Annotated in this window: 30 protein-coding genes and 1 other annotated feature; of the genes, 6 read left to right on the top strand and 24 right to left on the bottom strand. The window is 48.0% G+C overall.

All coding sequences use genetic code 11. The features are described 5' to 3' along the window. Positions 1-12: 12 nt before the first annotated feature. Genes HZB75_03185 through HZB75_03175 form a run of 3 tightly spaced genes read right to left on the bottom strand, consistent with a single transcriptional unit; the run spans position 13 to position 2,065 of the window. Positions 13-1,020 (bottom strand): hypothetical protein, encoded by a 1,008-nt coding sequence (locus HZB75_03185; protein ID QQG50513.1) that lies wholly within the window; start codon positions 1,018-1,020, stop codon positions 13-15. A gap of 8 nt (positions 1,021-1,028) precedes the next feature. Beyond that, positions 1,029-1,706: a response regulator transcription factor gene (locus HZB75_03180; GenBank protein QQG50512.1), complete on the bottom strand. Its 678-nt coding sequence runs from the start codon at positions 1,704-1,706 to the stop codon at positions 1,029-1,031. Between the two features lie 35 nt (positions 1,707-1,741). Further along, positions 1,742-2,065 carry a helix-turn-helix transcriptional regulator gene (locus HZB75_03175; protein QQG50511.1) on the bottom strand — a complete coding sequence of 108 codons (324 nt, stop codon included), beginning with the start codon at positions 2,063-2,065 and terminating at the stop codon, positions 1,742-1,744. A 104-nt stretch (positions 2,066-2,169) separates the two neighbouring features. Between HZB75_03175 and HZB75_03170 the strand changes: the two genes are divergently transcribed. Further along, positions 2,170-2,316 carry a hypothetical protein gene (locus HZB75_03170; protein ID QQG50510.1) on the top strand — a complete coding sequence of 49 codons (147 nt, stop codon included), beginning with the start codon at positions 2,170-2,172 and terminating at the stop codon, positions 2,314-2,316. Here the strand turns inward: HZB75_03170 and HZB75_03165 are convergent. From HZB75_03165 to HZB75_03155, 3 genes are read right to left on the bottom strand one after another with little or no spacing between them, the layout of a single operon-like run. Next, the gene (locus HZB75_03165) at positions 2,313-3,527 is read right to left on the bottom strand and encodes an ABC transporter permease (protein QQG50509.1); all 1,215 of its coding nucleotides are present in this window, start codon (positions 3,525-3,527) and stop codon (positions 2,313-2,315) included. The genes HZB75_03170 and HZB75_03165 overlap by 4 nt on opposite strands. Next, on the bottom strand, positions 3,527-4,399 hold the full coding sequence (locus HZB75_03160) for an ATP-binding cassette domain-containing protein (protein ID QQG51363.1): 873 nt from the start codon (positions 4,397-4,399) through the stop codon (positions 3,527-3,529). The genes HZB75_03165 and HZB75_03160 overlap by 1 nt, the downstream gene beginning before the upstream one ends. 51 nt (positions 4,400-4,450) lie before the next feature. After that, positions 4,451-4,945 (bottom strand): YajQ family cyclic di-GMP-binding protein, encoded by a 495-nt coding sequence (locus HZB75_03155; GenBank protein ID QQG50508.1) that lies wholly within the window; start codon positions 4,943-4,945, stop codon positions 4,451-4,453. Between the two features lie 20 nt (positions 4,946-4,965). On the opposite strand from HZB75_03155, the gene HZB75_03150 reads away from it, so the two are divergent. The 4 genes from HZB75_03150 (at position 4,966) to HZB75_03135 (ending at position 8,177) form a co-directional block, all read left to right on the top strand. After that, positions 4,966-5,502: a phosphatase PAP2 family protein gene (locus HZB75_03150; GenBank protein QQG50507.1), complete on the top strand. Its 537-nt coding sequence runs from the start codon at positions 4,966-4,968 to the stop codon at positions 5,500-5,502. Beyond that, a complete protein-coding gene (locus HZB75_03145) occupies positions 5,499-6,347 on the top strand; it encodes a hypothetical protein (protein QQG50506.1) in 849 nt (282 codons plus the stop codon). Before HZB75_03150 ends, HZB75_03145 begins: the two co-directional genes overlap by 4 nt. A 71-nt stretch (positions 6,348-6,418) precedes the next feature. After that, positions 6,419-6,919, top strand: coding sequence for a hypothetical protein (locus tag HZB75_03140; protein ID QQG50505.1), 501 nt, complete (start codon positions 6,419-6,421; stop codon positions 6,917-6,919). Positions 6,920-7,040: 121 nt separating this feature from the next. Further along, entirely contained in the window at positions 7,041-8,177 is a 1,137-nt protein-coding gene (locus HZB75_03135) for an AI-2E family transporter (protein QQG50504.1), read from the top strand. Between the two features lie 3 nt (positions 8,178-8,180). Here the strand turns inward: HZB75_03135 and HZB75_03130 are convergent, their stop codons facing one another. From HZB75_03130 to HZB75_03055, 16 genes are all read right to left on the bottom strand, one after another. After that, positions 8,181-9,632: a cysteine--tRNA ligase gene (locus tag HZB75_03130; protein ID QQG50503.1), complete on the bottom strand. Its 1,452-nt coding sequence runs from the start codon at positions 9,630-9,632 to the stop codon at positions 8,181-8,183. Further along, positions 9,613-10,614, bottom strand: a complete 1,002-nt coding sequence (locus tag HZB75_03125) for a DHH family phosphoesterase (GenBank protein QQG50502.1) — start codon at positions 10,612-10,614, stop codon at positions 9,613-9,615. The genes HZB75_03130 and HZB75_03125 overlap by 20 nt, the downstream gene beginning before the upstream one ends. Next, entirely contained in the window at positions 10,614-11,228 is a 615-nt protein-coding gene (gene recR / locus HZB75_03120) for a recombination protein RecR (GenBank protein QQG50501.1), read from the bottom strand. Before recR ends, HZB75_03125 begins: the two co-directional genes overlap by 1 nt. 11 nt (positions 11,229-11,239) lie before the next feature. Continuing rightward, positions 11,240-11,530: a YbaB/EbfC family nucleoid-associated protein gene (locus tag HZB75_03115; GenBank protein ID QQG50500.1), complete on the bottom strand. Its 291-nt coding sequence runs from the start codon at positions 11,528-11,530 to the stop codon at positions 11,240-11,242. 38 nt (positions 11,531-11,568) lie between these two features. Beyond that, positions 11,569-13,029 (bottom strand): glycosyltransferase family 39 protein, encoded by a 1,461-nt coding sequence (locus HZB75_03110; protein QQG50499.1) that lies wholly within the window; start codon positions 13,027-13,029, stop codon positions 11,569-11,571. 24 nt (positions 13,030-13,053) lie between these two features. Beyond that, positions 13,054-14,403 (bottom strand): replicative DNA helicase, encoded by a 1,350-nt coding sequence (gene dnaB / locus HZB75_03105; protein QQG50498.1) that lies wholly within the window; start codon positions 14,401-14,403, stop codon positions 13,054-13,056. Between the two features lie 16 nt (positions 14,404-14,419). After that, complete coding sequence (gene dnaX / locus HZB75_03100) at positions 14,420-15,877, bottom strand: DNA polymerase III subunit gamma/tau (GenBank protein QQG50497.1); 1,458 nt, start codon at positions 15,875-15,877, stop codon at positions 14,420-14,422. Positions 15,878-15,956: 79 nt separating this feature from the next. Then, positions 15,957-16,838, bottom strand: a complete 882-nt coding sequence (locus HZB75_03095) for a DUF2797 domain-containing protein (GenBank protein QQG50496.1) — start codon at positions 16,836-16,838, stop codon at positions 15,957-15,959. A gap of 5 nt (positions 16,839-16,843) precedes the next feature. Beyond that, positions 16,844-17,359: a hypothetical protein gene (locus HZB75_03090; GenBank protein QQG50495.1), complete on the bottom strand. Its 516-nt coding sequence runs from the start codon at positions 17,357-17,359 to the stop codon at positions 16,844-16,846. An 81-nt stretch (positions 17,360-17,440) separates the two neighbouring features. Continuing rightward, positions 17,441-17,947, bottom strand: coding sequence for a prepilin-type N-terminal cleavage/methylation domain-containing protein (locus tag HZB75_03085; protein QQG50494.1), 507 nt, complete (start codon positions 17,945-17,947; stop codon positions 17,441-17,443). Between the two features lie 91 nt (positions 17,948-18,038). Continuing rightward, positions 18,039-19,571: a threonine ammonia-lyase, biosynthetic gene (gene ilvA, locus HZB75_03080; GenBank protein ID QQG51362.1), complete on the bottom strand. Its 1,533-nt coding sequence runs from the start codon at positions 19,569-19,571 to the stop codon at positions 18,039-18,041. A gap of 11 nt (positions 19,572-19,582) precedes the next feature. Further along, positions 19,583-19,951 (bottom strand): RidA family protein, encoded by a 369-nt coding sequence (locus HZB75_03075; GenBank protein QQG50493.1) that lies wholly within the window; start codon positions 19,949-19,951, stop codon positions 19,583-19,585. A 4-nt stretch (positions 19,952-19,955) separates the two neighbouring features. After that, positions 19,956-20,204 carry an acetolactate synthase small subunit gene (ilvN, locus tag HZB75_03070; protein QQG50492.1) on the bottom strand — a complete coding sequence of 83 codons (249 nt, stop codon included), beginning with the start codon at positions 20,202-20,204 and terminating at the stop codon, positions 19,956-19,958. Further along, positions 20,204-21,934: a biosynthetic-type acetolactate synthase large subunit gene (gene ilvB, locus HZB75_03065; protein ID QQG50491.1), complete on the bottom strand. Its 1,731-nt coding sequence runs from the start codon at positions 21,932-21,934 to the stop codon at positions 20,204-20,206. Before ilvB ends, ilvN begins: the two co-directional genes overlap by 1 nt. Before the next feature lie 245 nt (positions 21,935-22,179). After that, the gene (rplL, locus tag HZB75_03060) at positions 22,180-22,551 is read right to left on the bottom strand and encodes a 50S ribosomal protein L7/L12 (protein QQG50490.1); all 372 of its coding nucleotides are present in this window, start codon (positions 22,549-22,551) and stop codon (positions 22,180-22,182) included. 29 nt (positions 22,552-22,580) lie between these two features. Beyond that, complete coding sequence (locus HZB75_03055; protein ID QQG51361.1) at positions 22,581-23,105, bottom strand: 50S ribosomal protein L10; 525 nt, start codon at positions 23,103-23,105, stop codon at positions 22,581-22,583. A 61-nt stretch (positions 23,106-23,166) separates the two neighbouring features. Then, positions 23,167-23,299: a sequence feature (ribosomal protein L10 leader region), on the bottom strand. An 88-nt stretch (positions 23,300-23,387) separates the two neighbouring features. On the opposite strand from HZB75_03055, the gene HZB75_03050 reads away from it, so the two are divergent. Continuing rightward, complete coding sequence (locus tag HZB75_03050; protein QQG50489.1) at positions 23,388-24,287, top strand: hypothetical protein; 900 nt, start codon at positions 23,388-23,390, stop codon at positions 24,285-24,287. On the opposite strand, the gene tmk is transcribed toward HZB75_03050, so the two are convergent. Together tmk and HZB75_03040 are read right to left on the bottom strand one after the other, a co-directional pair. Then, the gene (gene tmk / locus HZB75_03045) at positions 24,280-24,951 is read right to left on the bottom strand and encodes a dTMP kinase (GenBank protein QQG50488.1); all 672 of its coding nucleotides are present in this window, start codon (positions 24,949-24,951) and stop codon (positions 24,280-24,282) included. The genes HZB75_03050 and tmk overlap by 8 nt on opposite strands. After that, entirely contained in the window at positions 24,951-25,670 is a 720-nt protein-coding gene (locus tag HZB75_03040) for a deoxycytidine triphosphate deaminase (GenBank protein QQG50487.1), read from the bottom strand. The genes tmk and HZB75_03040 overlap by 1 nt, the downstream gene beginning before the upstream one ends. Between the last annotated feature and the right edge of the window lie 91 nt (positions 25,671-25,761).

Here is a 25,761-nt window from a genome sequence, read left to right as displayed (position 1 = left end):
AGATAACAGGGGTTACTGATTAATTGCTTGGCTTTTGCTGAGATTTGGCAGTAAAACGCGAAAAGTTGTTGGTTGGTTGACGCCACTTGAAACGGTGAGCTCGCCGCTGTGAAGCTCGACGATTTTTTTAGCAAGCGAAAGCCCAAGGCCATAGCCCTTCTTTTCGCCGCCAGTCCGTGAAGAATCGGCGCGATAAAACCGATCAAATATATGCGGAAGAACCTCCTCGGAAATGCCCGGGCCGTCATTTGTAATTTCAAAGCCGGACATTTGTTTGGTGCTTACAAGCTGGACCCGCACAAGCGATTTCTCGGGACTATATTTTACGGCGTTGTCGAGCAGAATCGTGAGAAGCTCCTCGATACTCGCCTTATTGGCAATAATTGTGTGAGTCTTTTTGCCAGTCAGGCTAATGCGCTTGCCTGTTTTATCGAGGCGATCAATAACAGGCTGCACAATCGCATCGAGCGCTATTTTTTCGCGCTTAATATTTTCGTGATCGAGCTGGGAAATCTGAAGAAGTGTTTGGGATAATTTTGTCAGCTTATCTACTTCTTCGAGATTGCTTTCAAGCAGTTCGCGCATTTCTTCGTTTGTCAGTTTTGGATCCCGAAGCGCAACTTCGAGCTCGGTTTTCATGCTCGCAAGCGGCGTGCGAAGCTCGTGCGAGGCGTCGCTTGTAAAGCGCGATTGTGCCTCGTGGGCTTCTTCGATTGGCGTGAGAGTTCGGCGCGCAAGATAGTAGCTGCCGATACCACCGGCAAGCCAAATAGCCAAATTGGTTATCATGAGTGACGTAACGAGGCTTACTTCGGCTTCGTGGATTTGGTTATCGCGGAACTGGTTAAAATTGAACCGGTCGTCATTTATGATAATGCGCGATGATTTTTGTAGAAAGTCGAGCCTTGTACGAACTTCTGACGTAGAGATTGAATAAATAATAACGCTAAACAACAAACTTATAATAACCAGTATCGATAAATACCAGGCTGTTAGTTTGAATGTTGCCGAGCGAAACATGAAAGCGGCTAAGCCTTTGCCTGTAGTTTATAGCCAAAGCCACGGACTGTATGGATAAGCTGCTCGCTAAATGGTTGGTCGATTTTTGCGCGAAGATACTTTATATATACCTCGACAGTGTTCGGCAAGATATCCGCGTCGTAATCCCAAACGTGCGATATGATCAGTTCTTTTGGAAGTGGTCGGCCTTGGTTGCGAAGAAGATATTCGAGGAGCGCGAACTCTTTTCCGGTTAGTTGAATTTGCGTGTCACCTCGCTTTACCTCGAAAGTAACGGTGTTAAGGGATAAATCACCTGCCGTAAGTGTTGTGGACTGCTGCTCTTTTGGCCGGCGCAGTAGTGCCCGTACTCGCGCTAAAAGCTCTTCTAGCGCGAAGGGCTTTACTAAATAATCGTCGGCGCCGTTATCGAGGCCATCGGTACGGTCTTTAATACCAGCAAGCGCTGTAAGAAAAATAACTGGCGTGTGAATTTTTGCTTCACGCATGGCTTTTACGATAGCAATCCCATCGTAGGCTCCTGGCAACATTCGGTCGATAATTGCCACATCGTAAGGTTCGGTCGTTGCCATTGCATGGCCTTCATCGCCATCGAAAGCAACATCAACAGCATAGCTTTCTTGCTCGAGTGCCTTTTTTAGCGCTCGTGCGATTTTATGTTCATCTTCAATTAACAATATTCTCATGGTAGTTAGTATAGCGTGGCTATCTGAGGAGAGTCTTAAGAATTGGCAAGATCATATTTTTCACCCCATTTTTGCATATCTAGCAATATTGGTAGCAAATCTTGTCCTTTTTGAGTCAGTTGGTATTCACAGCGACTACTAGAACCGGGTATTACACGCTCGACGATATTGTTTTCCTCTAGGTACGCGAGTCGCGACGAAAGGGTGCGTGGGTTGATACCGCCGGTAAGCTCTTGTAGCTGGCAAAAACGAACAACCTTTTCGTTTATAAAGTATCGCAAGAGATGTGGCGTCCACTTGTCGCCTAAAATATTAGTAGCCGCTTCGACACAGCCCACGGTTTGAGTCGCCGTTTCCATATGTAATACTATACATTCTCTAGTAACTTTGGTCAATTTGTTTTCGACCATACCCCGCGTATGCGTATATTGTTCATGCTTATCGCTTGCGCTACACTGAGGCTATGGTTAAAAAAACTCGGGCTACGCCTGCAAAAAAGCACATGACAAAGGAAAACTTCTATCCAAATAAAATGGGTCTTCTTGTGGCGGCGGTTGCCGTTACGCTTTTGGTGCTTATTTGCGCAATGACGATTTCTGGCCGCTACTAGCTTTTACGGCGCATTACTTCTTGCATGCTTAGTTTGCGGCTGTATTCAAGCGCGCCAAACCTAAAGATGCGTACGCCAATTGAAATAACGACTACTGTTGTCACGGCTAAAATGGAAAGCGATATAAGTGCTTCGGTGACACTTAGGTTCCCTACTGCGTTTCTAAGGAGTAATGGGATTGGTGCGGTGAGTGGAAAATAGCTGAGTATCTGCACGACAATTGATTCTGGCGAACTAATAAATAGCGGCGCTGCGTAGAGTGGCCCGAAAACAAGCGCCATTGCGGCACCAAAGAAACTACCCGCTTCCTTTGCGGTTGGCATTGCAGCGCCAAGCGTCATAAGGATTCCGGTAAACATAAAGAAGCTGACGGCGAATATGACGGCGCCTAGCGTAATGCGGATAGGATCGAGCGGAATTGCCGCAAGGTCAAACTGAGGTAACGACAGCTGATCGCGGAACAAGAAGTAGCCGATAATAACCGGTAGTAAAATCACCAGCATCTGTATGAGTGCCAACGCTATGAGCGACAGCAGCTTGCCTACAAGAAGTGTCGTTGGTTTGATCGTTGCAAGGATCATTTCGATCACGCGGTTTTCTTTCTCTTCGGTGATGCTCGTGAGGATCTGATTGCCAAATGTCGCGATCATAAAGTAGAACAACACGAGGAAAATACCCGGTGCGATAAGCTTCATGAAGCCTTGGTCAATCTCGCCTTCCGATGTATAGGTGACGGAATTGAATTTTATCTTGTCTTGTAACGCCGTTTGGACACTTGGGGTAGCCTGCGCTGCCGCGGATTGCTTTAGTAGTTCGCGGGCAAAATCTTGGTAGCGGTTATTCTTGAACAACCCTACATCTTGGCCATACGTTTCAACGCTATCTTTGCTGATATCCTTTGGGTAATAAAAATAGCCATCGAGCTTACCTGTTTTAACCGCGGCTTCACCTTCCTCTTTCGTCTCGATTGTTTTTGCGCCAATAGCTGCTAGCGTCTCTTTGGGAATAATCCCAGATTTATCGGTAACGCCGATTGCAAACTGCTCTGTTGCGAGCTTTTCTGCCTGATCGTTTGTTGTTTTGTTAGAGAAATAAATAATCACACCAACGAGCCCTACGATAAGGGGTACGGCAAATGCTGCAATCCAAAAACTTTTCTTTTTCAGGGTGCGGACTATTTCGAATCGTATGACTGTACCAAGATTGTGCATTAGTTTGTCTCCTTTGCGGTGTCGCCATATACCGTTACGAAAATATCATCGAGCGATGGGCGCTTTAGCTCGAACTTAGTGCAAGCGACGCCTGCCGTAGTAAGCGAGCGCTGAATTGCTAAAAGGTCAGCGACTGGCTCGAGAAGCGTCGTGTGCCCTTCTTTGCGAATGTATTTATATAGCTTGTCGTTTTTTGGAACGGGGTTGTCTGAGATGATTTCCAGCATTTTGCCGCCAAACTCATCTTTTACTTCGTCGACGGTACCGTAAAGCCGACTTTCGCCATCTTTTAGTAGAAGAATACGATCGCACAGGCGCTCGACTTCTTCCATTTGGTGGGTGACAAATATAACCGTCGCACCCTCTGCTTGGTGCTCCTCGATAATGTCCATGAGTAGTCGGCGGTTGACTGGATCGAAGCCTTTAGCAGGCTCGTCGAGAATAAGCAGCTGGGGGTCGCCCATAACGGCAATACCCACCTGGATTTTTTGTTGCATACCGCCCGAAAGTTTATCGAGATTTGTGGACGCCTCGTTTTCTAGGTTGACGCGCTTTAAAAAGTTCATCGACCAACTACGCGCTTCATTGCGGGATAGGCCTTTTAGCTGACCAAAATACGTCATTATGTCGATAACTTTTTCTTTTTTGTAGAGGCCACGTTCTTCCGGAAGATACCCAAGGCGCACGCCGCCATCTACACGATACGGCTCGCCGTTTATAAGAAGCTCGCCGCCGGTCGGCATATAAATACCAAGAAGTGCGCGGATTGTCGTGGTTTTGCCCGACCCGTTACTACCAAGAAGCCCAAACGTTTCGCCTTTATTTATAGTAAGAGAAAGATCTTTGATGACGGTCTTTTTGCCGAAATCCATGCGAAAGTGATCGATTGTAATAAGTGGAGTGTTGCTCATATAACCTCGTATCTAGCGGTAATTAATGTAATGCAGTGGAAAGTCGAACTCGGTAGTATTTAGAAGTGCGATAACGTTTTGCAGCTCATCTTTGCTAGCGCTTGTCACGCGTACGCTGTCACCCTGGATTTGCGCCTTCACTTTTGGAGCCTGTTCGCGGAGTAACTTGGTGATTTGTTTTGAATCGTCTTGTGTAAGGCCCTGCTTAAAAGGGATTTCCCATGTTGTTTTTAGGTTACTTTCAACAGGCGTTTTAGAAAGATCTAGCACCTTCGCGCTTTGTTCGCGTGCGGCAAGCTTTTTGCGCACGATATCAAGGACGGCGTCGCATTGCCATTGTCCTGCACCGGTGATTTTAAAACCTGTCTTGTCGGGCATCCACTCAATTGCTGCGGGGGTACCTTTAAAGTCATAACGGTTTCCTATTTCGCGCTCGGTCCCGGCAAAGACGTTGTTCATCTCTGCCTTATCGAAGTCGCTAACGATATCAAAAGAAAAACTTGGCATATATCCATTATACTAGAAACATGAGACCTTTGTTGCATAAGTTTGACGAGCGTATTAAGAAGATTGTTGATCGTTGGCCGGCGAACGCCAGGTTTGTTATGCAATTTGCGACAACGATTGGCCAGCCGGTATTTACTGTTGGTATTTCTGTGTTTGCTATTGGGCTGGGTTGGAATGGCGCCAACTCTGCGCTAATGTATTCGGGAATTATTGCCCTAACGGTATTAGTGCTAAGTACGATCATAAAACTTCTTTTAAAGCGCAGCCGGCCTTTGACGGAATATGTTACAAGAATGTGGATGAAAACATATAGCTTGCCAAGTGGTCACGCCGTTGGCGCGATCGCTTCGTACGGGCTAGTGGGATATGTTGTTTCGCGCCCTCTTGTTGGAATAGAGGCTATCGCTTCCCTGCTATTTTTCACCCTTATTATTGCGATGATAGGTATTTCTCGTATTTATCTTGGAGCGCATTACGCAACCGACGTCGTGGCGGGTTGGTTACTTGGCGGTGTTGCGCTCGTTATTATTGTTGGTGTCTTGCAGCCTACGTTATGAAAGTAGTCGTTGTTTATAATATGAAATCTGGCGGCAATAAGTCGCTGAATGATTTAAAGAAAGCTTGCGACGCAGCGGAGATTGATGTTGAAAAGTACATTGCCGTTAGCGCAAAGCTTCGCGCAAATCTAAAACCATATATCAAAAAGAATGCGGTTATCGTAGGTATAGGCGGCGACGGAACCTTGAGTGCAGTTGCGGGAATGCTAGCTGGTACCGAGGCTATTTTTGCTCCAATTGCGGGCGGCACACTCAACCATTTTACAAAAGACCTTGGCGTTGATCAGGATCTCGAGAGTGCTCTGGGTAATGTAGCAAAAAAACGTCTTCATGTTATTGATACGGCGGTTTGTAATGGACGGGTGTTTATAAATAATTCTAGTATAGGAGTGTACCCCTCGTCATTACAGGTGCGTGAGCGGTTTGAGGGATATATCGGCAAGTGGCTAGCGGCGATCATGGCAGGCTTCCATGCGTTTTTTAGCCTAAGGACATACAGGGTAAAAATTAACAACGAGATGATTAATACGCCCTTTGTATTTATTGGCAACGGAGTATACGACATTAGTACGCCTGGTATTGCCCAGCGCACAGATATAAAACACGGCACTCTGAGTGTGTTTGTTGCCAAGACTGTATCACGCTGGAAGCTGCTAAAAATTGCCCTTCTTGCAGTTATTGGCCGGGCGGCGATGCTCGATGAATTCGACGTCTTTACGACCAAAAGCCTTACGATATCATCGCGCCGAGCTAGGCTTTCTGTGTCGACTGATGGCGAATTGGGTCATGAGCCGACGCCTTTAAAATACGAAATTCAGCCCAAGTCGCTGCGCGTTTATTATTGATAGTCATGATGTTTCAAATGTGCTATAACTATAGTTCGTAGCCCCTCAGCTACCCATTCAGGAGGTGTAATGTGGACCGTTCGACCCCGGTACTCGAAAGACCTTCTTTCGACTCCGTAACGGCACTACTGATGGCGGATGTCGATATCGAAGGCGGCACCGCCAACTCCGAGCAGATCGAGGCGACAGCACGGCACATTCTGTCGCTTCATGTCCCGGGAACGCCCGAGGTGTGGTTTCTTGCGGGCGGCGAGAAGTGCAAGATCACTGCGCGCGCTCTCGCAAGAAAACTCGGATCAGGTGTGTCCGTTCTCGACTACAGCAACGAAGGCACGCTCGACTTTCGCTTCAGGCGAGAAGGTCTGCTCAAGCTGCCGTTTCATCCGCCGATCACCGGGCCGATCGTTCTCGTGACGCACTATCGTCATGCTCAGCGCATTCTCGAAAGTGCGGGTGCGAAGCGGTCTGAAGACCGCATACTGTTGAAGACGCGGGTGTACCCGGTGCAGGTCGACGACCGTCAGCGGATCCATCGCTCATCGCTTCTCGTCGATGCTCCCGAGCTCGGCTGATGTCGCGTGGGCAACGCTAGAGGGCTGCAAGACGCCCCGGTACCCTGCGGTACTGGGGCAAGCTCCCTGAAAACGCTTGTCAGGCGGCGATATAGAAGAATAATGCTATAATAACGACATTATGAAAGTACGAATTGATATCGACACGAAAACATTTGTGCGCTTTTGGCTAGTGGTGATTGGTTTTGCGTTTGCAATCCTTGCCGTTTACAGTGCGCGGACTGCCCTAATACTTCTTGGCATTGCATTCTTTCTTGCCATGGCGCTCAATGCTCCAGTTAGCTACCTAGCAAAACATATGCCAGGCAAAAGTCGCGTTGCAGGTACGGCAACGGCCTTCGTGTTGGTTATCGCCGTTCTTGGCGTATTTGCATTTTTGGTAGCTCCGCCAATCGTGCAGCAAACGGTAAAATTTGCCGAAACAGTTCCAGGGCTCGTAGAAGGTGCAACCAGCCAATGGCACGGTTTTAACGATCTTGTCGATAAGTATCACCTTCAGCCACAGGTCGATGCCGCTTTTGCGTCGATTAAAGACAATACTATCGGTTGGGCGACGCAGGCTAGTGGTAATATTCTTGATGGAATTGGCTCGCTGGCGTCGATCGTTGTTTCAACCTTCCTTGTTCTTGTTCTTTCATTCCTTATGCTTATCGAAGGTCCAATGTGGCTCAAGCGTATCTGGGGTGTTTATAACGACCAAGATCGTATGGAAGCTCATCGAAACCTTGTTCACCGGATGTACAATGTCGTTACGGGATATGTCACGGGCCAACTGACGGTATCTATGATTGGCGCTACGACGGCGGGAATTGTCGTGTTTATCCTTAGCCTTGTATTCCCTGCCGTGCCGAGTAACCTGGCATTGCCAACGGTAGCTATCGCGTTCACGCTTTCATTGATTCCAATGTTTGGTGCAACGATCGCTGGAGTTTTGATTTCGATCCTTTTGGCATTCAACGACGTTTCGGCGGGAATTGCCTTTGCCGTGTTCTTTATTGTCTACCAACAGATAGAAAACAACTTTATCTCGCCAACGATTCAAGCGCGCAAGCTTGAGCTTTCGGCACTTACTGTTCTTGGATCAGTAACAATCGGGTTGTATGTATTTGGTCTTGCCGGAGGTATTATTTCGATTCCTATCGCCGGTTGTATTAAGGTATTGCTCGAGGATTACCTAGAGCGCGCCAAAAAGAACCGCGAAAAAAGCGAACGTCCAATCGCAAAACTTGTTAAAAAATTACAGCAAGACGACGCTTAAAAACTAAGCGTCGTATTCCCAGATTGTCCCGCTAGAGGTATCGCGTACTGCGATACCTTGTTTTTTAAGCTCGTCTCGAAGGCGGTCGGATTCTTGCCAGTTCTTTTCGTCTCGGGCGCGCTGCCTTTCGAGGATAGTTTGTTTTTGCTCGTCGCTAATATCGGGCGTACTCGATTTTAGCTGAAGTCCCAGAAGATCGTCGATGGCGTCGAGGAGCTGATCGAGCCCGTGTTGGTGAATAATATTTAGCGATTTATCATCGAGTTCGCTGAATGCTTGGTCGACAACGCGAAGAGCTTCGGGCGTGTTGAGGTTGCTATTTAGCGCTTCTTTCATTGCTCCGATTGCGGCAACGAGCGTAATTTCGTCTTTTTTATCGTAGTCGATTGTGTCGTAGATTTGCCAGCGCAGGCTTGCGATGTTTTTCCAGTGTGCAAGCCGGTTTTTGGCGGCGGCTAGGTTCTCGAACGTAAAATTACCCTCGTTACTATACTGGCCTTGCAGCACAAACATACGGTAATCAAGCGCGGAAAAACCTTTTTCTGCCAATGTCTGTAGGGTGTAGCCGTTTTCCAGACTTTTGCTGATCTTTGTGCCGTTTACCTTGATATGGTTGTTGTGTAACCATATGTGTGCGAACTGAAGCCCGCTCGCAGCTTCGGACTGAGCGATCTCGTTTGTATGATGTACGGGAATGTGGTCGATCCCGCCAGTGTGAATATCGATTGTTGGCCCTAAAATACTCATAGCCATCGCCGAACATTCAAGATGCCAGCCCGGAAAGCCCATCTTTTTGTCGCTAGATTCAACATCTAAAAGATCAGTCGGCGTTTCCCACTGCATATCGCGTGTTTCGCCGCTTGGCGTAAATTTCCAAAGTGCGAAATCACTCGGGTTTCGCTTTTCGGCATTAAACTCTACTCGTGCGCCAGCTTTTTGCGCCTCAAGGTCGAGCCCGGCAAAATCTGCATAGGTGGGAAACATGCTTGTGTCGAAGTAAATCCCGTCGTCTATTTGATACGTAAAGCCCTTTTCTTTTAGAATGCGGACTAAATCGAGCTGCTGCGGAATAAAATCTGTCGCTTTCGTAAGATGTTCGGGCGCAATAAGGCCAAGTTTTTCCATGCCCTCGACAAAATCTTCGGCATAAAACTCGGCAACTTCCCAGGCTGTCTTACCCTCGCGCTGCGCACCTTTTTCGAGCTTGTCCTGACCTTCATCGGCGTCACTTGTAAGGTGTCCGACGTCGGTAATATTCATGACCCGCTCTACCTTGTAGCCGTTAGCAATAAGGGTTCGCACAAGAATATCCCAGTAGATAAACGAGGCCCAGTTACCTACGTGTAGGTAATCGTAGACGGTCGGGCCGCAGGTGTAAAGCGATACTAGCTCGCTATTGATAGGGGTGAAATCCTCTAGCTTTCGCGTGAGTGTGTTATGAAGCTTTAGTGTCATCTGCGTGGGCCTTTAGCGCCTTGTCGGCGGCAATTACAAGTTCTGGTACAATCTTATCGTACTGCTCGTAGGCGCGGAACCCAGCGGCGTATTTGTGTCCGCCACCACCAAAATAACCCGCAACTTCTTCAGCAATCGGCAAATTGCCACGCAACTTTCCGGTGATTTTACCATCTGGGTAGGTTTTAATCGCCACGCCGAGTTCGACACCTTCTACGAGGCGCATTTCATCGAGCACAAGAACGCTCGGATTGTATTGGTCGCTATATGCCTGAATTTCTTCCCATGGGATATGGATAAGCGCCAGTTTGCCATCTAGTAGGTATTCGATACGGCTCAAAAGCAAGCCTTTGTAGGCAAGGATTTCGGGCGATTTCTTCATGAATTCGCGACGCCTGCCTTCGATAGCCGATGGCGACGCGCCAAGTTCGACTAATTTACCGGCGACAAAAAAGCTTGCTGGCGTGACATTTTGGGTTGATAACCCAAGGCTATCTGAAAGAATGGCCACTAGCATGTTTTCGGCCGCCTGCGCGTTGATTTGCCAGTTATTGTGGGTTGCGAGGCCATAGAGTACTTCGCTAGTCGCTACGGCTTCTTCGACGGCTAATGCAGTGTGGTCGAAGCTGAGTGTTGATTTTGTTGTGTGGTGATCGATAACAAGTACGGGGTGCGATTCGAGAAAATGACGAATACCAGGAGTTTCAAGAACTTTTGTAATAAGAACATCGGCGCTCGTATCAACGATAATTGCAAGATCGGCCTTGTCGTCGAAATCGCCAACTACCCTATCCCAGCCGGTAATGTAACGCATGTACTTTGGAATTTCAACAGGGCAATAAAGCGTAATATCCTTGCCTAGGTCGCCAAGAATTTCCTCGAGTGCCAAGCTGCTTCCCAAGCTGTCGCCGTCTGGGTTTTCCGCCTGAATGATGATTATTCTTTTTGCTTCATTGATAAGCCTGCTTGCTTCGTCGTACATTATAAAATCCTTCTTCCTTCAAGTGCGTGAGAGAGTGTAATTTGATCGGCATACTCTAGATCAACGCCTACTGGAATGCCACGCGCCAGTCGGCTCATTTTAATTTCGTAGCCCTGCTCCTGTAGGTATCGCTGAAGGAATAGGGCTGTCGATTCACCTTCTACGCTGGCGTTCGTAGCAATGATTATCTCCTCGACAGAATCTTCGCTGAGTCGCTTTAGTAGCTCGGGAATATGAAGCTGCTCGGGACCGATACCGTCGATTGGCGAGATTGCCCCACCCAACACATGGTAAGTGCCATGAAACTGGCCGGTTCGTTCGAGCGCGATAATATCAAGAGGTTCCTCGACAACGGCAATAACATGCTTGTCGCGAGACGTGTCGCTGTAAAGTGGTGAGACGTCTTGGTCGGCGTCGATTAATGCAAACGTTACCGGGCACGTTTTAACACCACTGTGTAGTTCGGCAATTGTTCGCGCAAGTTTTGCAGCTGTGTTGGTGTCGCTACGCAACAAAAAATACGCATAACGCTCGGCAGTCCGGGCACCAACGCCCGGAAGCCGACCAAGTTCATCAATAGCACGTGTGAGTGCCGCTGGAAGAAGCTGCGACAAAGTGTGTCCCCTTAAAGTCCAAGATTACCGAGACCACCCATAAGTGGTTTCATTTTTTCTGCGGCAACTTCTTGTGCTTTCGCAAGTCCATCGCGAACGGCGATTTCAATCCAGTGCTCAAGTTCTGCAATATCATCAAGATCAACCATTGCTGGGTCGATCTTAACACTCTTGATCTTTAGTTCGCCGTTAATCTGAACGACAACCGCGCCATCACCTGCTTCGACTTCGATAATTTCTTTTGCAAGATCTTTCTGCGCTTTACGCAGTTGGTTCAACATTTTCATTTGGTCAAATGCCATTATTTTGCTCCTCCGTCATTTTACTTATCCAGTATACGTTATTTTGCACCAGTTTTATAGATGTAAAATCGATCAGAATCACCTGTCATGCTGTCGGTGAGAATAGTTTGTGGTGGCTGTGGAAGAGCTTGGGGCTGAGTTTTTCTAGATGCAATAACGAGTGGAGCCGGCGCCTCTGGGATGGACGAAACGACGGATACTTTTTCGTGGTGCTTGGCGATCACCTCGTAGAATGGCTTCTCGTCTTCTGAGGCCACAAGCATGGTTGGTTCACGATCTTTTTTGTTCAATTCATCTGTAATGATACGAAGATCCTGCGAGAAGTTACTAGCGGTTTGAGGTGCGTAAAGGTAGCCATAAACATAGCGGTCGATGCCCGAAAATATAAGGCCACCGATAAGGACCGCTAGAGGGATAAGCCCTGCTATTCGGGCGTACGGATTACGAGGAAAGAGCTTATACCAATTATTCAAAAGCGTACTGATTCCCATCGCCATTAACAAGAAGACTGGAACAAATGTCACACTAACGAGATTTGGGTTGAGTACGAGCACAGGAAGCAACAGGACGATCCACGTCACTGTGATATAGCTGCGGGCTGTATATTTGGTGGTGGCAAGCCGCAAAATACCCAAAAGAATGAGAATCATTGAACCCAGGCTGTAGATTGGACTCATGAGCGCACTACTGTTTGGAGTTAAGAAGTCGATGTACTGTTTAATAAGCTGAATAGCATTTGCGCCAATATTTGACATTGTTTGTGGAATACCAAGAAGTGTTAATCCAATAGATTGATCTTTCCATATCGCATACATAAGAGGAATCGTAATGACAAGTGCGCTAGCCCCGGCAATAAGTAGTTTTGTTTTTGAAAGACGCCGCACGATAAACCGCAGATGCGGATGAAGGATGATGGCGCTGAGGAGTGCAATAAGAATGTGGATACTAAGAGGGGTGTAGAGGCTGAGGGCTGCAATAGCAAACAGACTGATTTTCCAAAGGCCGCTAAACTTGGCTTTGCGAGAGACCTTAAGTGCCGCTACCAAAAGCCAAGTGGAAAGCAGCAGGTACATAATATTCTCGGTACCGCTTTGGGCGACAAATAGAAATTGACCTGTGGTAATAACAAGAATGGTCGTAATAATAGCAACATTCGCACGAAACCACATGCGAAGTAGCATAAGAATTCCTGCGGCCGTTACAAGACCGAGAAGTAGTGACGGCAGTTTAATCGCAAGCAGTGTAAGACCAAAAAGTTCAATACTTGCCCGCTGTAAAAGATGGTATGGCAAGTTAATAATGGCCGTTGGATCAAAACTGTCGAGCGAGAAAGATAGTGCGTTGCTTGTCACGACAGATTGTTGCTCGGCAACACTCAGCCCGCCGGGTATGTACAGGCCGGCAACAGCAAGTAATCCGGCGATAGTAAGCCCAATCAGCCCGTAGCCAAGGACGTAGCGCCAGCGGTAAAGCGTGTAATCTGTTACTTGTGTGCCCATAAATTACTTACGATTATAGCACGATTATTGGTCGTGGCGTTTATCTAACGACATAAATCGCAGGCGCTCAGGGTGGAAGTAGAGCTCTACCTTGCCAACGGGGCCGTTACGATGCTTTGCAATGATAAGGTCGGTGATATTTTCGCGCTCAGTCTCGGGGTTGTAATATGCTTCGCGGTAAATAAACATAACGATGTCGGCATCCTGCTCGATCGATCCCGATTCGCGCAGGTCGGCAAGCTGTGGAATTTGCGGGCTTCGGTTTTCGACGGATCGACTAAGCTGACTCAGTGCGATAACGGGCACATTAAGCTCGCGGGCAATAAGTTTAAGGCCACGCGAAATCTCGCTCACCTCTTGCACGCGGTTGCCGTTGTCGCGGCCACTTCCCTGCATAAGCTGAAGGTAGTCGATAATAATAAGACCAAGTGGCGCATCGTGCGCGGCGCGACGAGCCTTTGTGCGCATTTCGAGCACAGAAAGACCTGGTGTGTCGTCGAGGTAAATTGGCGCTTCGGCCATTTCTCCCATGGCCTCGCTCAGTTTACTAAAGTCGTCGTCGCTAAGGTTACCCGTGCGGATATTCCAGGCGTCGACACCGCTGGCGTCGGCAAGCATACGGTCAACCAACTGTTCCTTGCTCATCTCGAGGCTAAAGAACAACACCGATTGCTTGGCAACGGTCGCAACGTTATACGCGAGGTTCGTTACGAGGGTTGTCTTACCCATGGCAGGACGCGCAGCAAGGATAATAAGGTCGCTCCGCTGCAGACCTGCTGTCATGTTGTCGAGATCGCGCCAGCCCGTACGCACGCCACGAAGCGCCCCTTTATTGCGATGAAGCTCTTCCATGCGGTCAAAGCTATCGGTAAGAATCGTTTCGATGCTCGTAAGGTCTTGCTTGAGTGATTGGTCGCTCACGCTAAATAATTCGGCCTCGGCCTTTTCTAACAGTTCTTGGGTTGTCGTGTCCTCATCAAACCCAAGCTCTGATATCTCGGAACTTGCCTTAATAAGGCGCCGGCGAACGGCCTTTTGCGCTACCATTTCTGCGTACGCTTCGGCGTGAGCGGCGGTTGGAACATAATTTGTTAGCTCCGTAAGGTACGCGGCGCCGCCAACAAGATCTAGTTCGTCTTTTTTCTTTAGCTCATCGGTAAGTGTTAGTAGGTCGACGGGGCGGTGATGCTCGAATAGTCGCATCATGCCGCCAAAAATTGCGGCGTGACGTTTGTCGTAAAAGTCTTTTGGGGTGACGTGTTCTGATATATCGGCAAGCGTTTCTTCGTCAATTAAAACCGCACCGAGCAAACTTTTCTCGGCGTCGATATTTTGTGGTGGAATTTTTCCGGCGGGCACTTCTCTTGCAGACATAAAAACTTTAAACGCGCTACTCGGCGACGTTCACCTCTTCTCCTCCACCCATAATAGCAGCAACAGCCGCTGCAGTGCTATCTTTTGGCGGTGGTGGCGTTCCTATTGTTTCGATTGTCATGCCGCCAGCGCCTGTTTCGGCGAGGGCCTTAAAAAGATTGCCTCTATGTTTGGCGTCGTCGAGCTTCTTTTTGTAGAAGGCGTTTCCGGTGTAAAGAACCAGTGTGTCATCGCTTCGTTCATAGCTGCACTTTGAGAGAACGCTATATATTGCAACGAAGTTTTGATGTGCATACTCAAGGAGTTGCTCCCAATTTAGATCATTGCCCGTTCCCATTGGTGTCGGGGCGTCTTGTTTGGCGGGCGTCTGTTTTTGGGTGGCCGGTGCCGCTGGTTTAGCTGGCGATTTGTGGCTTATCGGGGTTTGCGAAACAATTTTTGGAGCCGGCTTTGTCGCCTGTTTTTCAAGTTCGGCAATTGGTGCGCTTACTTCGAGCGGCGGCGCTGCTAGTGCGGCGACCTTTGGCCTGACAGTATGTGCCGCTAGTACGGTAAGGAGCTTAATGTTCGGCTGTGATGATTTCGCAACTTCAAGCAGCTGATCAAGAAGCGTAATGAACTGAGGCTTTTCGGCGATAGTGGAACGCACTGTCTGAATCAACTGACTTACAAGAACACTTGGCTGAATGCCGCTTTTGTCGCTTTCGTCGAGCAGGTCAACGATCACTTTAAGGTCCTTGGCTTCGTAGGCGGCTAAAAGTTTATCGACATGGTCGGCGGGAGCCAGACCGAGAGAATCTTCAACTAACTTTCGTGTAATTCCCTCTTTACTATCTGCTAGGCTGCGAAGTTGGTCGAGTAAGCTAATGCTGTCGCGAAAACTACCGTCTCCGCGCGTGGCGATAAGTTCAAGTGCGCCGTCGTCGATTTTGATTTTTTCTCCGGTAGCGATGTGCCGAAGGTGGTCGATCGCGTCTTTTTGCGAAATTGCGCGAAGGCTAAAACGCTGGGTGCGGCTAATAATTGTAGCGGGCAGCTTATCGACATCGGTGGTTGCTAAAATAAATACGGCATGTTCTGGCGGTTCTTCAAGCGTTTTTAGAAGTGCGTTGAATGCCGCTTTGGAAAGCATGTGAACCTCGTCGATAATATACACCTTTTTGGTTGCCGAAACAGGGGCGATTTGCACTTTTTCGCGAAGGTCGCGGACATCCTCGACGCCATTATTGCTTGCGGCATCTATTTCTATAATGTCAAGATGAGTCGCCGTTTCGTCGTACGGTAATTTGTTTATTTCGTAGGCTAGGATTCTTGCAATTGAGGTTTTGCCAACGCCACGTGGTCCGGTAAGCAAGTAGGCATGAGCAACGCGCCCTTGTTCGAGGCTGCGCGCTAAAACATTAGTAACATGGGACTGCCCCATGACTTCGCTCAGCGATTTACTGCGATATTTACGATACAACGCCTTGGACATTGTGTTTGTTTCCCCTCACTTTTTCTACTGTCTATTGTACGCTGTTTTGCGTGCAATGTGTGTTGTCGTTTTTAAAAAGTTAGAATAGGGATATTTGCCGTGCGGGCATTGGGATTGTCGTTTCACTTTCTGAAATGGTAACTGGATACCCCACTAACTTTTTAAGGGGAAGAAAAACAGGCGTGTCTTGATGATCGCAGAACAATACAGAGCCAAGCATGCCAGTGACTTTTCCAGAAACGAAGCTGTGTTCGGTGCAGTCGTAGGCATCGCTGAGGGCGGGTTTTCCGCTTGGAAAAAATATGTCGTCGAGGTGAAGAATATTGTCTTGTTGAAACTTCGATCCGATTGTTTTTTCGATTCCGTCCTTGACGGTTAAAAGCTCGGTCGCTGCGGCTTTGGTGTCGTATGGTTGTGAAAGCGAGGCGATCTTTTTACGCAGTTGAATAGTCTCGGCTATTCCTGGTAGTGCGGCAATTTTGGCTTCGTACTGGCGTGCGATATGCGCGCTTGGAAACGTTTCGAGAATAATTGCCGACCTCGCACCTTGTTCGAGAAGGCGCGAATTGCCCCTGGCTGCGTGTGAGATTCCCACCTTTACCGTACCTTGCCCAAAGTGTGCAAGGTACAAAAGGTGTGGCTCAAGGTTTCTTGCCTCTTGCTGGTCGGATACGCTTGTGGCATTGTAAAATGCCGGGTTGAATCCGGTGCGCTTTTGACACGCCGAACACTGTTCGTATTTACTTTCAACTGTTTGATTGTCTGGGCATGTAAACCGCTCGCCGGTCGTTATATCCCGCCATCCCACGCAAAACCGACTGCTTGTATCAAACCGCAGCGTTAGTGTTTTGCCCAGGGGCGATATGTCTATGTATTCGCCATCCTTTTGTAAAGAAATGCAAGGCGTTTGACTCCGGTCGAATCCCACGTTTGTCAGCAGATACGTTCCCACCTCTGCCATGAGTACTAAAGAGCTGCTTCAACAGCCGCCCAGGTTGCTTCTGGGTTGTCTTCTGGAACAATAATGGTAACTTGGTCGCCTTCGTTAATACGGAAGTAGGTAACGCTTGCAAGAAGAATACGGTATTCGCGGCCGTTTGCCTCAACGTAGTACGCGCCGTCGTGCTGCACAAGCGTGCCAATGATTTGGCGGCGTGCAGTTGGACCAATTTGCTTGTAGATAAATCCACCGTCGTCAGCAATCGTCAGTTTAAGAATATCGCCCTCGACAAGCTTTGATTTACTTGCATAGTTTGCAGGAACTGGGTAACTTTTTCCGTCGGGGCCAATCATAATTTGGCCATCAAACACACCTTCGACTACTTTGCCACTTACGTCTTCTTGGCTGTTTCGAGGAGTGACAACATTGCCATCATCGCCAACAATACTAATAAGCAGCTCTTTCGCCGCTGCTAGGTTCGTCTCTGCTTCTTGTATCAGCGAGCGGAGCCGCTTTACTTGTTTTTCTGGTAGGTCAGACATGGTAACTCGCAATTTCCTTTTGTCTATTTTTGTAGTGATATCTCTCTTATATATACCAGCCACTGCCCCTAAAGTCAATGTTTATCCGGTATGGACCCAGTCCTGCCACGTGTTAACGTTGTACATGCCATTCGACACAAGCCCCATGCCTAAGGTTGAGCAAAGTGTCGAGGTAAAACTGGCTGCGGTAAGGCTGTGTGTGGCGAGACCTTCTTCTGTCATGACAAAAATTGTTCCCGCCTTACTACGTGCGATAAGCTTGTACTGCTGATAGGCTTCGGTGCCCGTGTTAGCAATACAGTAAATCATATTGTAGTTAAGGGTGGTGTCGTAATTTTGTTTCGACGCCATGATTTCCAGGGTTTCTAGCTGCTCTTTAGTGCGCGGAAATTGTTTGTCTGGGTTGGCATCGTTGGCGCGAACTCTGTACGATTCGAGCTCGCCTGCAATACTGTCTAGGTCTGATCGCACAGAAACATCGATAGCTTTATTTTGTGTGCCGTTGTACGACACCACAACGATCGTTGCAATGATGCCGATAACCGCAATAGCAACGAGTAGTTCGATAACTGTGAAGCCTTTTCGCATACAATCCTTATATTACGGTTATGGTTTTCTTGCTGTTATTCTAACAGGTGCGTGCACACGGCACAACAAAGCTCTTGTTTTCCACACAGTTTTAAGAGGTATGCGCAAAAACGTTGTTATTTTTATATTCTTGTCTAAGAAACGTTTCGATTCCTGTATTTGTGTCGACTCTTGTCCATTCTCGCCCCGTTGAGCCTAGCTTTTTTTCAAGCATTTCGCGGTTTTTTGCCTCGAACCCAATCAGTACCGAGCCCGTGTCGCTGGCTGCGCTCCGATAATGAAACAGGCTTATATTCCATGTGTCGCCCATCGTCTCAAGAAAATCTGCCAATGCACCTGGGCGCTCGGGAAACGTTACTTCGTAGATATGTTCGTGCGACTTTGCTACGAGTTGCCCGCCTATCATGTGGCGAATATGTGCTTTTACGAGATCGTCATCCGAAAGGTCATCATGCTTGTAATGTTTTTCTGTAAGCCTATTGGTTAGCTGGCGTCGATCTTCAGCTCCAGCGACAGAAACTCCTACAAGAATGCGCGCTGCTTCGCTGTCGTTTTTGCGGTAGCTAAATTCGGTAATACTCCGCGTGCCGATTATTTGTGAGCAAAACGCACGGAGCGCCCCGGGTTTCTCTGGCAGTTCAACCGAAACGATCACTTCTTTGCCCGACCCAGTAAGTGTTCGTTCGGCAACTTGCTGGAGGCGTTCGAATGTCATGTTTGCTCCAGAGCATATTGCAACTGCAACCGAATCTTTTGGTAAATCATATGACTGAATGCCTGCAATTGCTAGGGCGCCTGCTGGTTCAACGATACTTCTAGTATCCTCGAAGATACGTTTAATCCCTACACAAATTTGATCGGTCGAAACGGTAATAAAATCATCCACCTTATCTCGTGCAATAGGATATGTATTTTCGCCAACTTGCTTTACGGCGACGCCATCGGCAAAGATTCCGACATGCGAAAGAGTCACACGCTTTTTCTGCATAATACTTGCTTGCATGGCGTTGCTATCTTCGGGCTCCACGCCAATAAGTTTGATGTCTGGGCGAACGCTTTTTATGTAGGTAGCGATACCGGCGATAAGTCCCCCGCCACCTACTGGAACAAATATATGCGTGCACGACGGAAGCTGCTCTACAATTTCGCGCCCAATTGTTCCTTGCCCTGCAATAACAAGTGGATCATCGAACGGATGTATGTAGGTGCGCCCAGTTTCTTTGATCCTTTTTTTGCAGTACTCGGCTGCGTCCGAATAACTGTCGCCCTCAAGTTCGACTGTCGCGCCAAAACTTTTGACAGCCTCAACCTTAATAGCTGGGGTGGTGCGAGGCATAATAATCAGCGCGCTTATGCCGAGTTTTTGAGCAGCCAGCGCAACGCCCTGTGCATGGTTTCCGGCACTTGCAGTAATAACACCAAGCGATTGTTCATGTTTGCTAAGTTGTACGATTTTATTGTACGCACCGCGTAGCTTAAAACTATGGACGGGCTGTAAATCTTCGCGCTTTAAATAGACTTCCCTTGCCGATTCGACGCTGAGTTTTTCAGCTTTTTGCAACGGCGATTTAATAGCGACGTCGTAGACTCTTGCGGTGAGAACGGCTTTTATTGCTTCGTCTATAACAATAGGGCTCATGCAACCTCCTTTTTGCGGGCAATCGCCTCGATTTCAACCAGTAACGGCGTGTCGCCGAGCCGTGGAAGTTCCTTAACACCTACCGTACTACGTGCGGGTCGCGGTGCTGGAAAGGTGTTTTCGTAAACGGCATTCATTTCTTGAAACGTTGACATGTCAGTAAGAAAAACGGTCGTTTTTACGACATCGCCAAGACCCGCTCCTTCGTTCGCGAGGAGAGTTTCCATATTTTTTAACACTTGTTTTGTTTGCTCGGTGACCGTTTGACCGACATGATTTGTTTTTGGGTCTATGCCAATTTGTCCCGATATGAATAGCATGTTGTTCGCGCTAACGATTGGCGTATATGGTCCGTAGGCTGTCATTTTATTATCCTTCCGTGATTGCAGTAATGTCGATTAATTTTTGTAGCTGCATGGTAATTTGATGAATCGTTTCGCGCTTGCCAAATGCGGTAATAGTCATGCGCGATTCATTCGATCCAGCAATTGGCGACACATGAAGCGATTCGATATTGTGGCCGCGTCTATTAAAAATCTGTGCGCAGCGTACGAGTACTCCGGGGCTGTTGTGGGCGGTAATAATAAGTGTGTATGTGTGATCGGTTTCGTGCTTCATTAGGTGCTCCCTGTTGGTTTTTCTAGTTGCGTTTCGGGCGGGCTAATAATCATATCGCCATAGCCTTTGCCCGGCGGAATCATCGGGTAGACATTATCGGTTTTAGCCACTTCGCAGTTAATAACAATTGGCCCGTCGCTGTAGGCAAAAGCCTCTTCGATTTTTTTGTCGACTTCACTGGGGTGTTCGATTGAAATTGCTTTTATGTCGTAGCTCTCGGCCAATTTTACGAAGTCTGGGTTGCCAATCATATTGACGCCACTAAGATGGTTATCGTAAAAGAGCTCTTGCCATTGGCGTACCATGCCAAGGTAGTGGTTATTCATAATAACTATTTTTATAGGCAGCTTATGAATGGCTGCGGTGGCGAGTTCGTACGATGTCATCTGAAATCCACCGTCGCCCACAAAAGTAACAACTTGCTCGTGGGGTCTAGCGAACTGCGCGCCAATTGCACTTGGAAGTCCAAATCCCATGGTTCCCGCACCACCCGAGCTTATCCAGTGGTTAGCGCTGGCTACTTTATAAAACTGCGCTGCCCACATTTGGTGCTGTCCCACATCGGTGGTGACAATTGCCCGCCCCTTGGTGTGGCGCATGATACTGTCAATAATGTGCTGCTGCGAAAGCCCCGCTGTGTCGCTGTAGGTTAGTGGGAATTGCTTTTTGTTTTGTGCAATCCGCGCTTTCCAATTGCTATGCTCGCCAGTAATGCCTGTATGAATCAACGTGTTTAAAAAGTCGCTTGCACTTGCCTGCACGGCAAGATCGGGCGTGATAATTTTGCCAAGTTCTGCGACGTCGATATCGACATGGATAATTGTTTTACCTTTGCTAAAATTTGCTGCGTCACCAATAATACGATCGTCGAACCGCGAACCGATAGCAAAAATAACATCCGATTCCTCGATAGCTTTGTTGGCGTAGGCCGTGCCGTGCATGCCCAGCATGCCAAGCGAAAGATCGCTGGTTTCGTCGATAATGCCTTTGCCCAGTAGTGTCGTTGTGACGGGAATATCAAACTGCTGTGCAGTGTCCTTAAGTAGCTTTTGAGCCCCGTCAATAAGCACGCCATGTCCGGCAAGAATTACGGGGCGCTTGGCTTTTACAAGAAGATTTGCCACAGTTGCGGCCGGCTTGCTTAGGTTGGTATTTTGCTGCGTCTTTGTTTGAGCTGGTGTTTCAACTGAGCCACTAAAGTCACCAGCACTAACGTTCTTTGGGATGTCGATAAGCACTGGCCCTGGCCGGCCGCTGGTCGCTATTTCGAATGCTTCGTGGACTACTTTCGGAATGTCGTTTGTGGAAAGAACAAGGTAGTTATGCTTCACAACAGGCATGCTAAGGTTGAACGTATCCGCCTCTTGAAACGCGTCGAGCCCCAGCATAGAGGTAATTTGCTGCCCGCTAATAACGATAATCGGCACGCTGTCCATGTGCGCGGTCATGAGGCCGGTAATGATATTGCCAACTCCCGGGCCACTTGTTACAAGCACCACGCCCGGTTTGCCGCTTGCCCTGGCGTAGCCGTCGGCCATATGTGCAGCGCCCTGTTCGTGCCTGGTGGCAATTAATTTAATCGAGGTGTTAGTGGTGATAATAGCGTCAAAAATAGGAATCGCCGCTCCGCCGGAATAGCCAAAAATATATTCAACGCCTTGATTTTCGAGACATCGTATCAGTGCTTCGGCTCCGTTTGTGGGTGGGGCTGTGCTTTTTTGCGTGGGCATAGAGTGTCTCCTTTCTGTAAAAAACAAAAATCCCGGCGCGGGGCCGGGATGCTCTGTTTCGATTATTTTGTGATGAGCAAATCAGCGCCGCTTGTGTGGCAAAGTGAGGACGCTGAGAATGATAATTTGTTGTGAAACGCTCATTAAGAGCAACTATACGCCCTTGCGCTGTGATTTGCAAATAAAAAACCGCCACTGGGTGACGGCTTTCTATGATAGGTTAACAAATGATCGAATGATTGAAATTAGCTAAGTTCGACGGTTGCGCCAGCTTCTTCAAGCTGCTTTTTAGCTGCTTCAGCTTCGTCTTTAGAGACTTTTTCCTTGATGACACCTGGTTCGTCAACAAGAGCTTTAGCTTCACCAAGACCAAGGCCGGTAATTTCTTTAACTGCTTTAATAACAGCAACTTTTTGAGCACCTGCGTCCTTTAGGGTAACAGTAAATTCGCTCTTTGCGTCTTCTGCAGCACCAGCTTCAGCTGGAGCAGCAACAGCAACGGCAGCTGCAGCAGCTGGCTCGATGCCATATTCATCCTTAAGGATAGTTTTAAGGTCGTTAACCTCAAGTACGGTAAGCTTTACAAGCTCTTCCGCAAGTTTCTTAATATCAGCCATGATAGACTCCTTTATATTCGTAATTTAATTTAACTGGTTGCTTTAGCTTCAACACCATCGAGCAACGCGTGTAGGTTGCCAGATAGTGCGTTTGTAACGTCGTGTACGGGTGAAAGCAGTTGCGATACAACCTGGCCAATAAGTTGGTTTTTGCTAGGAAGCCCAGCAAGCGCCTTAACCTCATCGGCACTCAGAAGCGCACCTTCGCCTGAAAATGCACCAGCGAATACAAGTGCTGGGTGTGTTTTTGCAAACGCATCCAAAACCTGTGCTGGAGCAACTTCGTCTTCCGAGCTGATTGCGTAAAGCAATTGGCCCGTTAGTGGCGATGTGTCGGTATCTTTGTACGTATCAATCGAGCCAAGGGCGACACGGACAAGGCGGTTTTTAACAACCTTGATAGTAACGCCTGCTTCGCGGGCTTTGCCGCGGAGCTCTTGGACATCGGCAACGCTCAAACCTTGGTACTGTGCGAACACAGTCATTTTTGAAGCGCTGAGTGTCTCACTCATTTCTGCAACCAAAGTTTGCTTTTTATCGCGTGAAATTGCCATAAAAATCCTTTCTTTGATTGATGTTTTCATTCGACCAAATTGTTAACGTGCTGGTAATGAGAGGCCAAAGAAAAAAGTCTTTGATTCTCGCATTACCAAAGACTTATACATGATGATGAAATGTTTATTTACATCCTCGGTAGCAAATTAAGTGTTTCCACGGCTACTGTCTCTGGTAATGTCTACGTGTAGTATAACAAACGACGTGTTAAAATGTCAACGGTTTAGTTTTTATAGAGAGAACAGGCATAGCTATTGCTATATGTTCGATAATATGACATAATGATAGGTCCGATGCGCGAAAACCGGCAACCACACTTAATCAAACAGCGAGACCGCCTTACGTACGGTGCTGTTCCGCTTGAACCATGGACAGCGGCCGAAGAAACGGGTCGTTGGCTGCGAAAGCGCCGCGAGACATACCTCGCTGCTTCTGTTCTTCGAATTCACGACGCCTCGCAAGCGGCACTTATGGGCGCGATTGAACAAGGCTGGGTAGAATCGCCAGACTTAGCTAAGCAACTTCATGGCGTTATCGAAACTTCTCTTTACGATTCGCAGAGTCGTCGCATGGATCTTAACCCCGGCAAACTAGAACACGGCATGGTCGACGAAGATGACCCTCGCTATGAAAAAGCAAAAAACGGAACCGCCACTCCTGGCGAGCTTATCTCGTTATTGGTTGATTACCCGAAATTAAATTCCCTAGAGGTTGCTAAATTAACGCACCCGCTCGATACTGGTGCTACTGCCGAAATGGATAGCGAAGTTATGTACACGCTCGCCTACATGGGTTTTGAGTTTATTGACGAGCCTGGGCGATACAAGACAAAAACGAAGCGCCTTGATATTCCGGCGATTACTGTCTTACGAAAGCGGGATATCGGACGGCTAGAAACCGAAAGCGGTGCCGTGCAAGTGGTTCGGCGTCAGGCGTTCTTGGTTCGTGGAGACGATGAGGCGTGCAGGGAGAACGACGTGTATCTTCGTCGCAAAGTAGCAAACGAAGGACGGCACGACGAGGTTTTCGACAAGATTGAGGCTAGTCTGTCGTGTGTCGGTCGTATTCCAGAAGGTGTTGTCCGTGAGCGAAAGTGGTTTCAGCCTCTTGCGACCTCGTATTATGCAAAACTTGTGGATGCAGCTGGCGGGTCCTTCTCGGAAACTTCTGACCCTAAGTAAGGCGAAGCCGGCTTAGTATCTGTTCGTGGATAGCGTTGATTGGTCGCAACTTTTCGTCTTCCATACAATCCACAAGCCAAAAATCCTCTGGAAACTGCTGGCAGATTTCGCGGTAGGTCCGAGTTGAGCGCTCAAGATGATGCGGATCGGCTTCATGGATGTCGCCCTTCACACTGTTCTTTTCTTGATCTCGTTGCGTCATTAGCTTGATTGAAATATCCGCGGGAATGCTGAGGACAATATTAAGGTCTGGTTTAGGAATCCCAAGAATGCCGTATTCGATATCGTAAAGCCAAGAAAAATAATCGGTTCGTTCCTTTTCTGAGGCGAGCTTGTGTCCTTGGTGTGCCATGTTTGAGCCAATATAGCGATCGCACAGAACGATTTTACCTTCGGCCAATTCATCACGAATACCTTGTCCTGCTTGGAATCTGTCGAGCGCATAAAAAAGTGATGGTTTGTAGGCGCCCAGTTCTTCCCCGCTGCCATAGGCGCCACGAAGATATTCTTTCACAAAATACGAAGAAGGTTCTTCGTATCGTGGAAAATGATGTGAGGTGAATGGAATATTATGCGACGTAAGATAGTCGACGAGTAGTTTGAACTGTGTGCTCTTTCCTGAACCGTCACTGCCCTCAATAACGATAAATTGCCCGCGCGTCACTATTTAAGTCCTTCCGGAAGTCCATCGATAACAGGCGGAGTCTTGCGCGTGTCTTTGTAGGCGCGTGGTAGCATTTGCTCGGGCGACCACGTACGAATAAGTTCGCTAAGATTATCAGTGTGCTGGTATTTCCCGCTCATGCCGCCACGGCCGTCGCTGTAGTCGCCATCGACGGGTCCGGTCTTGTGAAAAATAAGCTGGCCGACACGCTCGCCCACTGGCAAAACAACAGATTCGTGCATATTGAGATTGTAGATTTCGAGTGTAATACGATTGATGTAGCCCGGATCAATCCATCCCGCGTCAAAGCAGATAGCGACACCATTTCGCCCCCAGCTGCTGCGTGAGCGTACCTCGCTGGCGCCACCGCTGGCACGAATTCCAACAAATTCGTGCGTGTGAGCTAGGATGCGCTCGCCCGGGCGAAGCACGATAATTGGGTGATCTTCGGGAATATTTGCAAAGAGTTTATAACCGTTTTTTTCGCACCATTCTTTGTGCGGAATTGCCTCGAGCGGCCCTTTGAAATAGCGGGCAACATCATCGGCATCGAACGGATTATAAAGCCGCGAATCTTCTTGGTATTCCTGTTTGTAAAAATAGTAACCTAATGTAAAATCGAGGCTCGCCTCGCTTACATGCGCCTCGTTATAGGGCACCGACACAATAGTACCATCAGCAATGGCAGCTTTAATTTCAGTATTACTGTACACACTCATACGACCTCCCCAGGACTATATGTTTGTTTTGTTTATTCTTGAAGCAAGTATGTCACGTCTTTTGATTATCCGCAAGCATTATGCGGCTACA

This window comes from Candidatus Saccharibacteria bacterium, from assembly GCA_016432585.1.
Classification (GTDB): Bacteria; Patescibacteriota; Saccharimonadia; order Saccharimonadales; family Saccharimonadaceae.
Note: the sequence above shows the minus strand (reverse complement) of the source record. Positions and strands in the feature narration are given on the sequence as shown.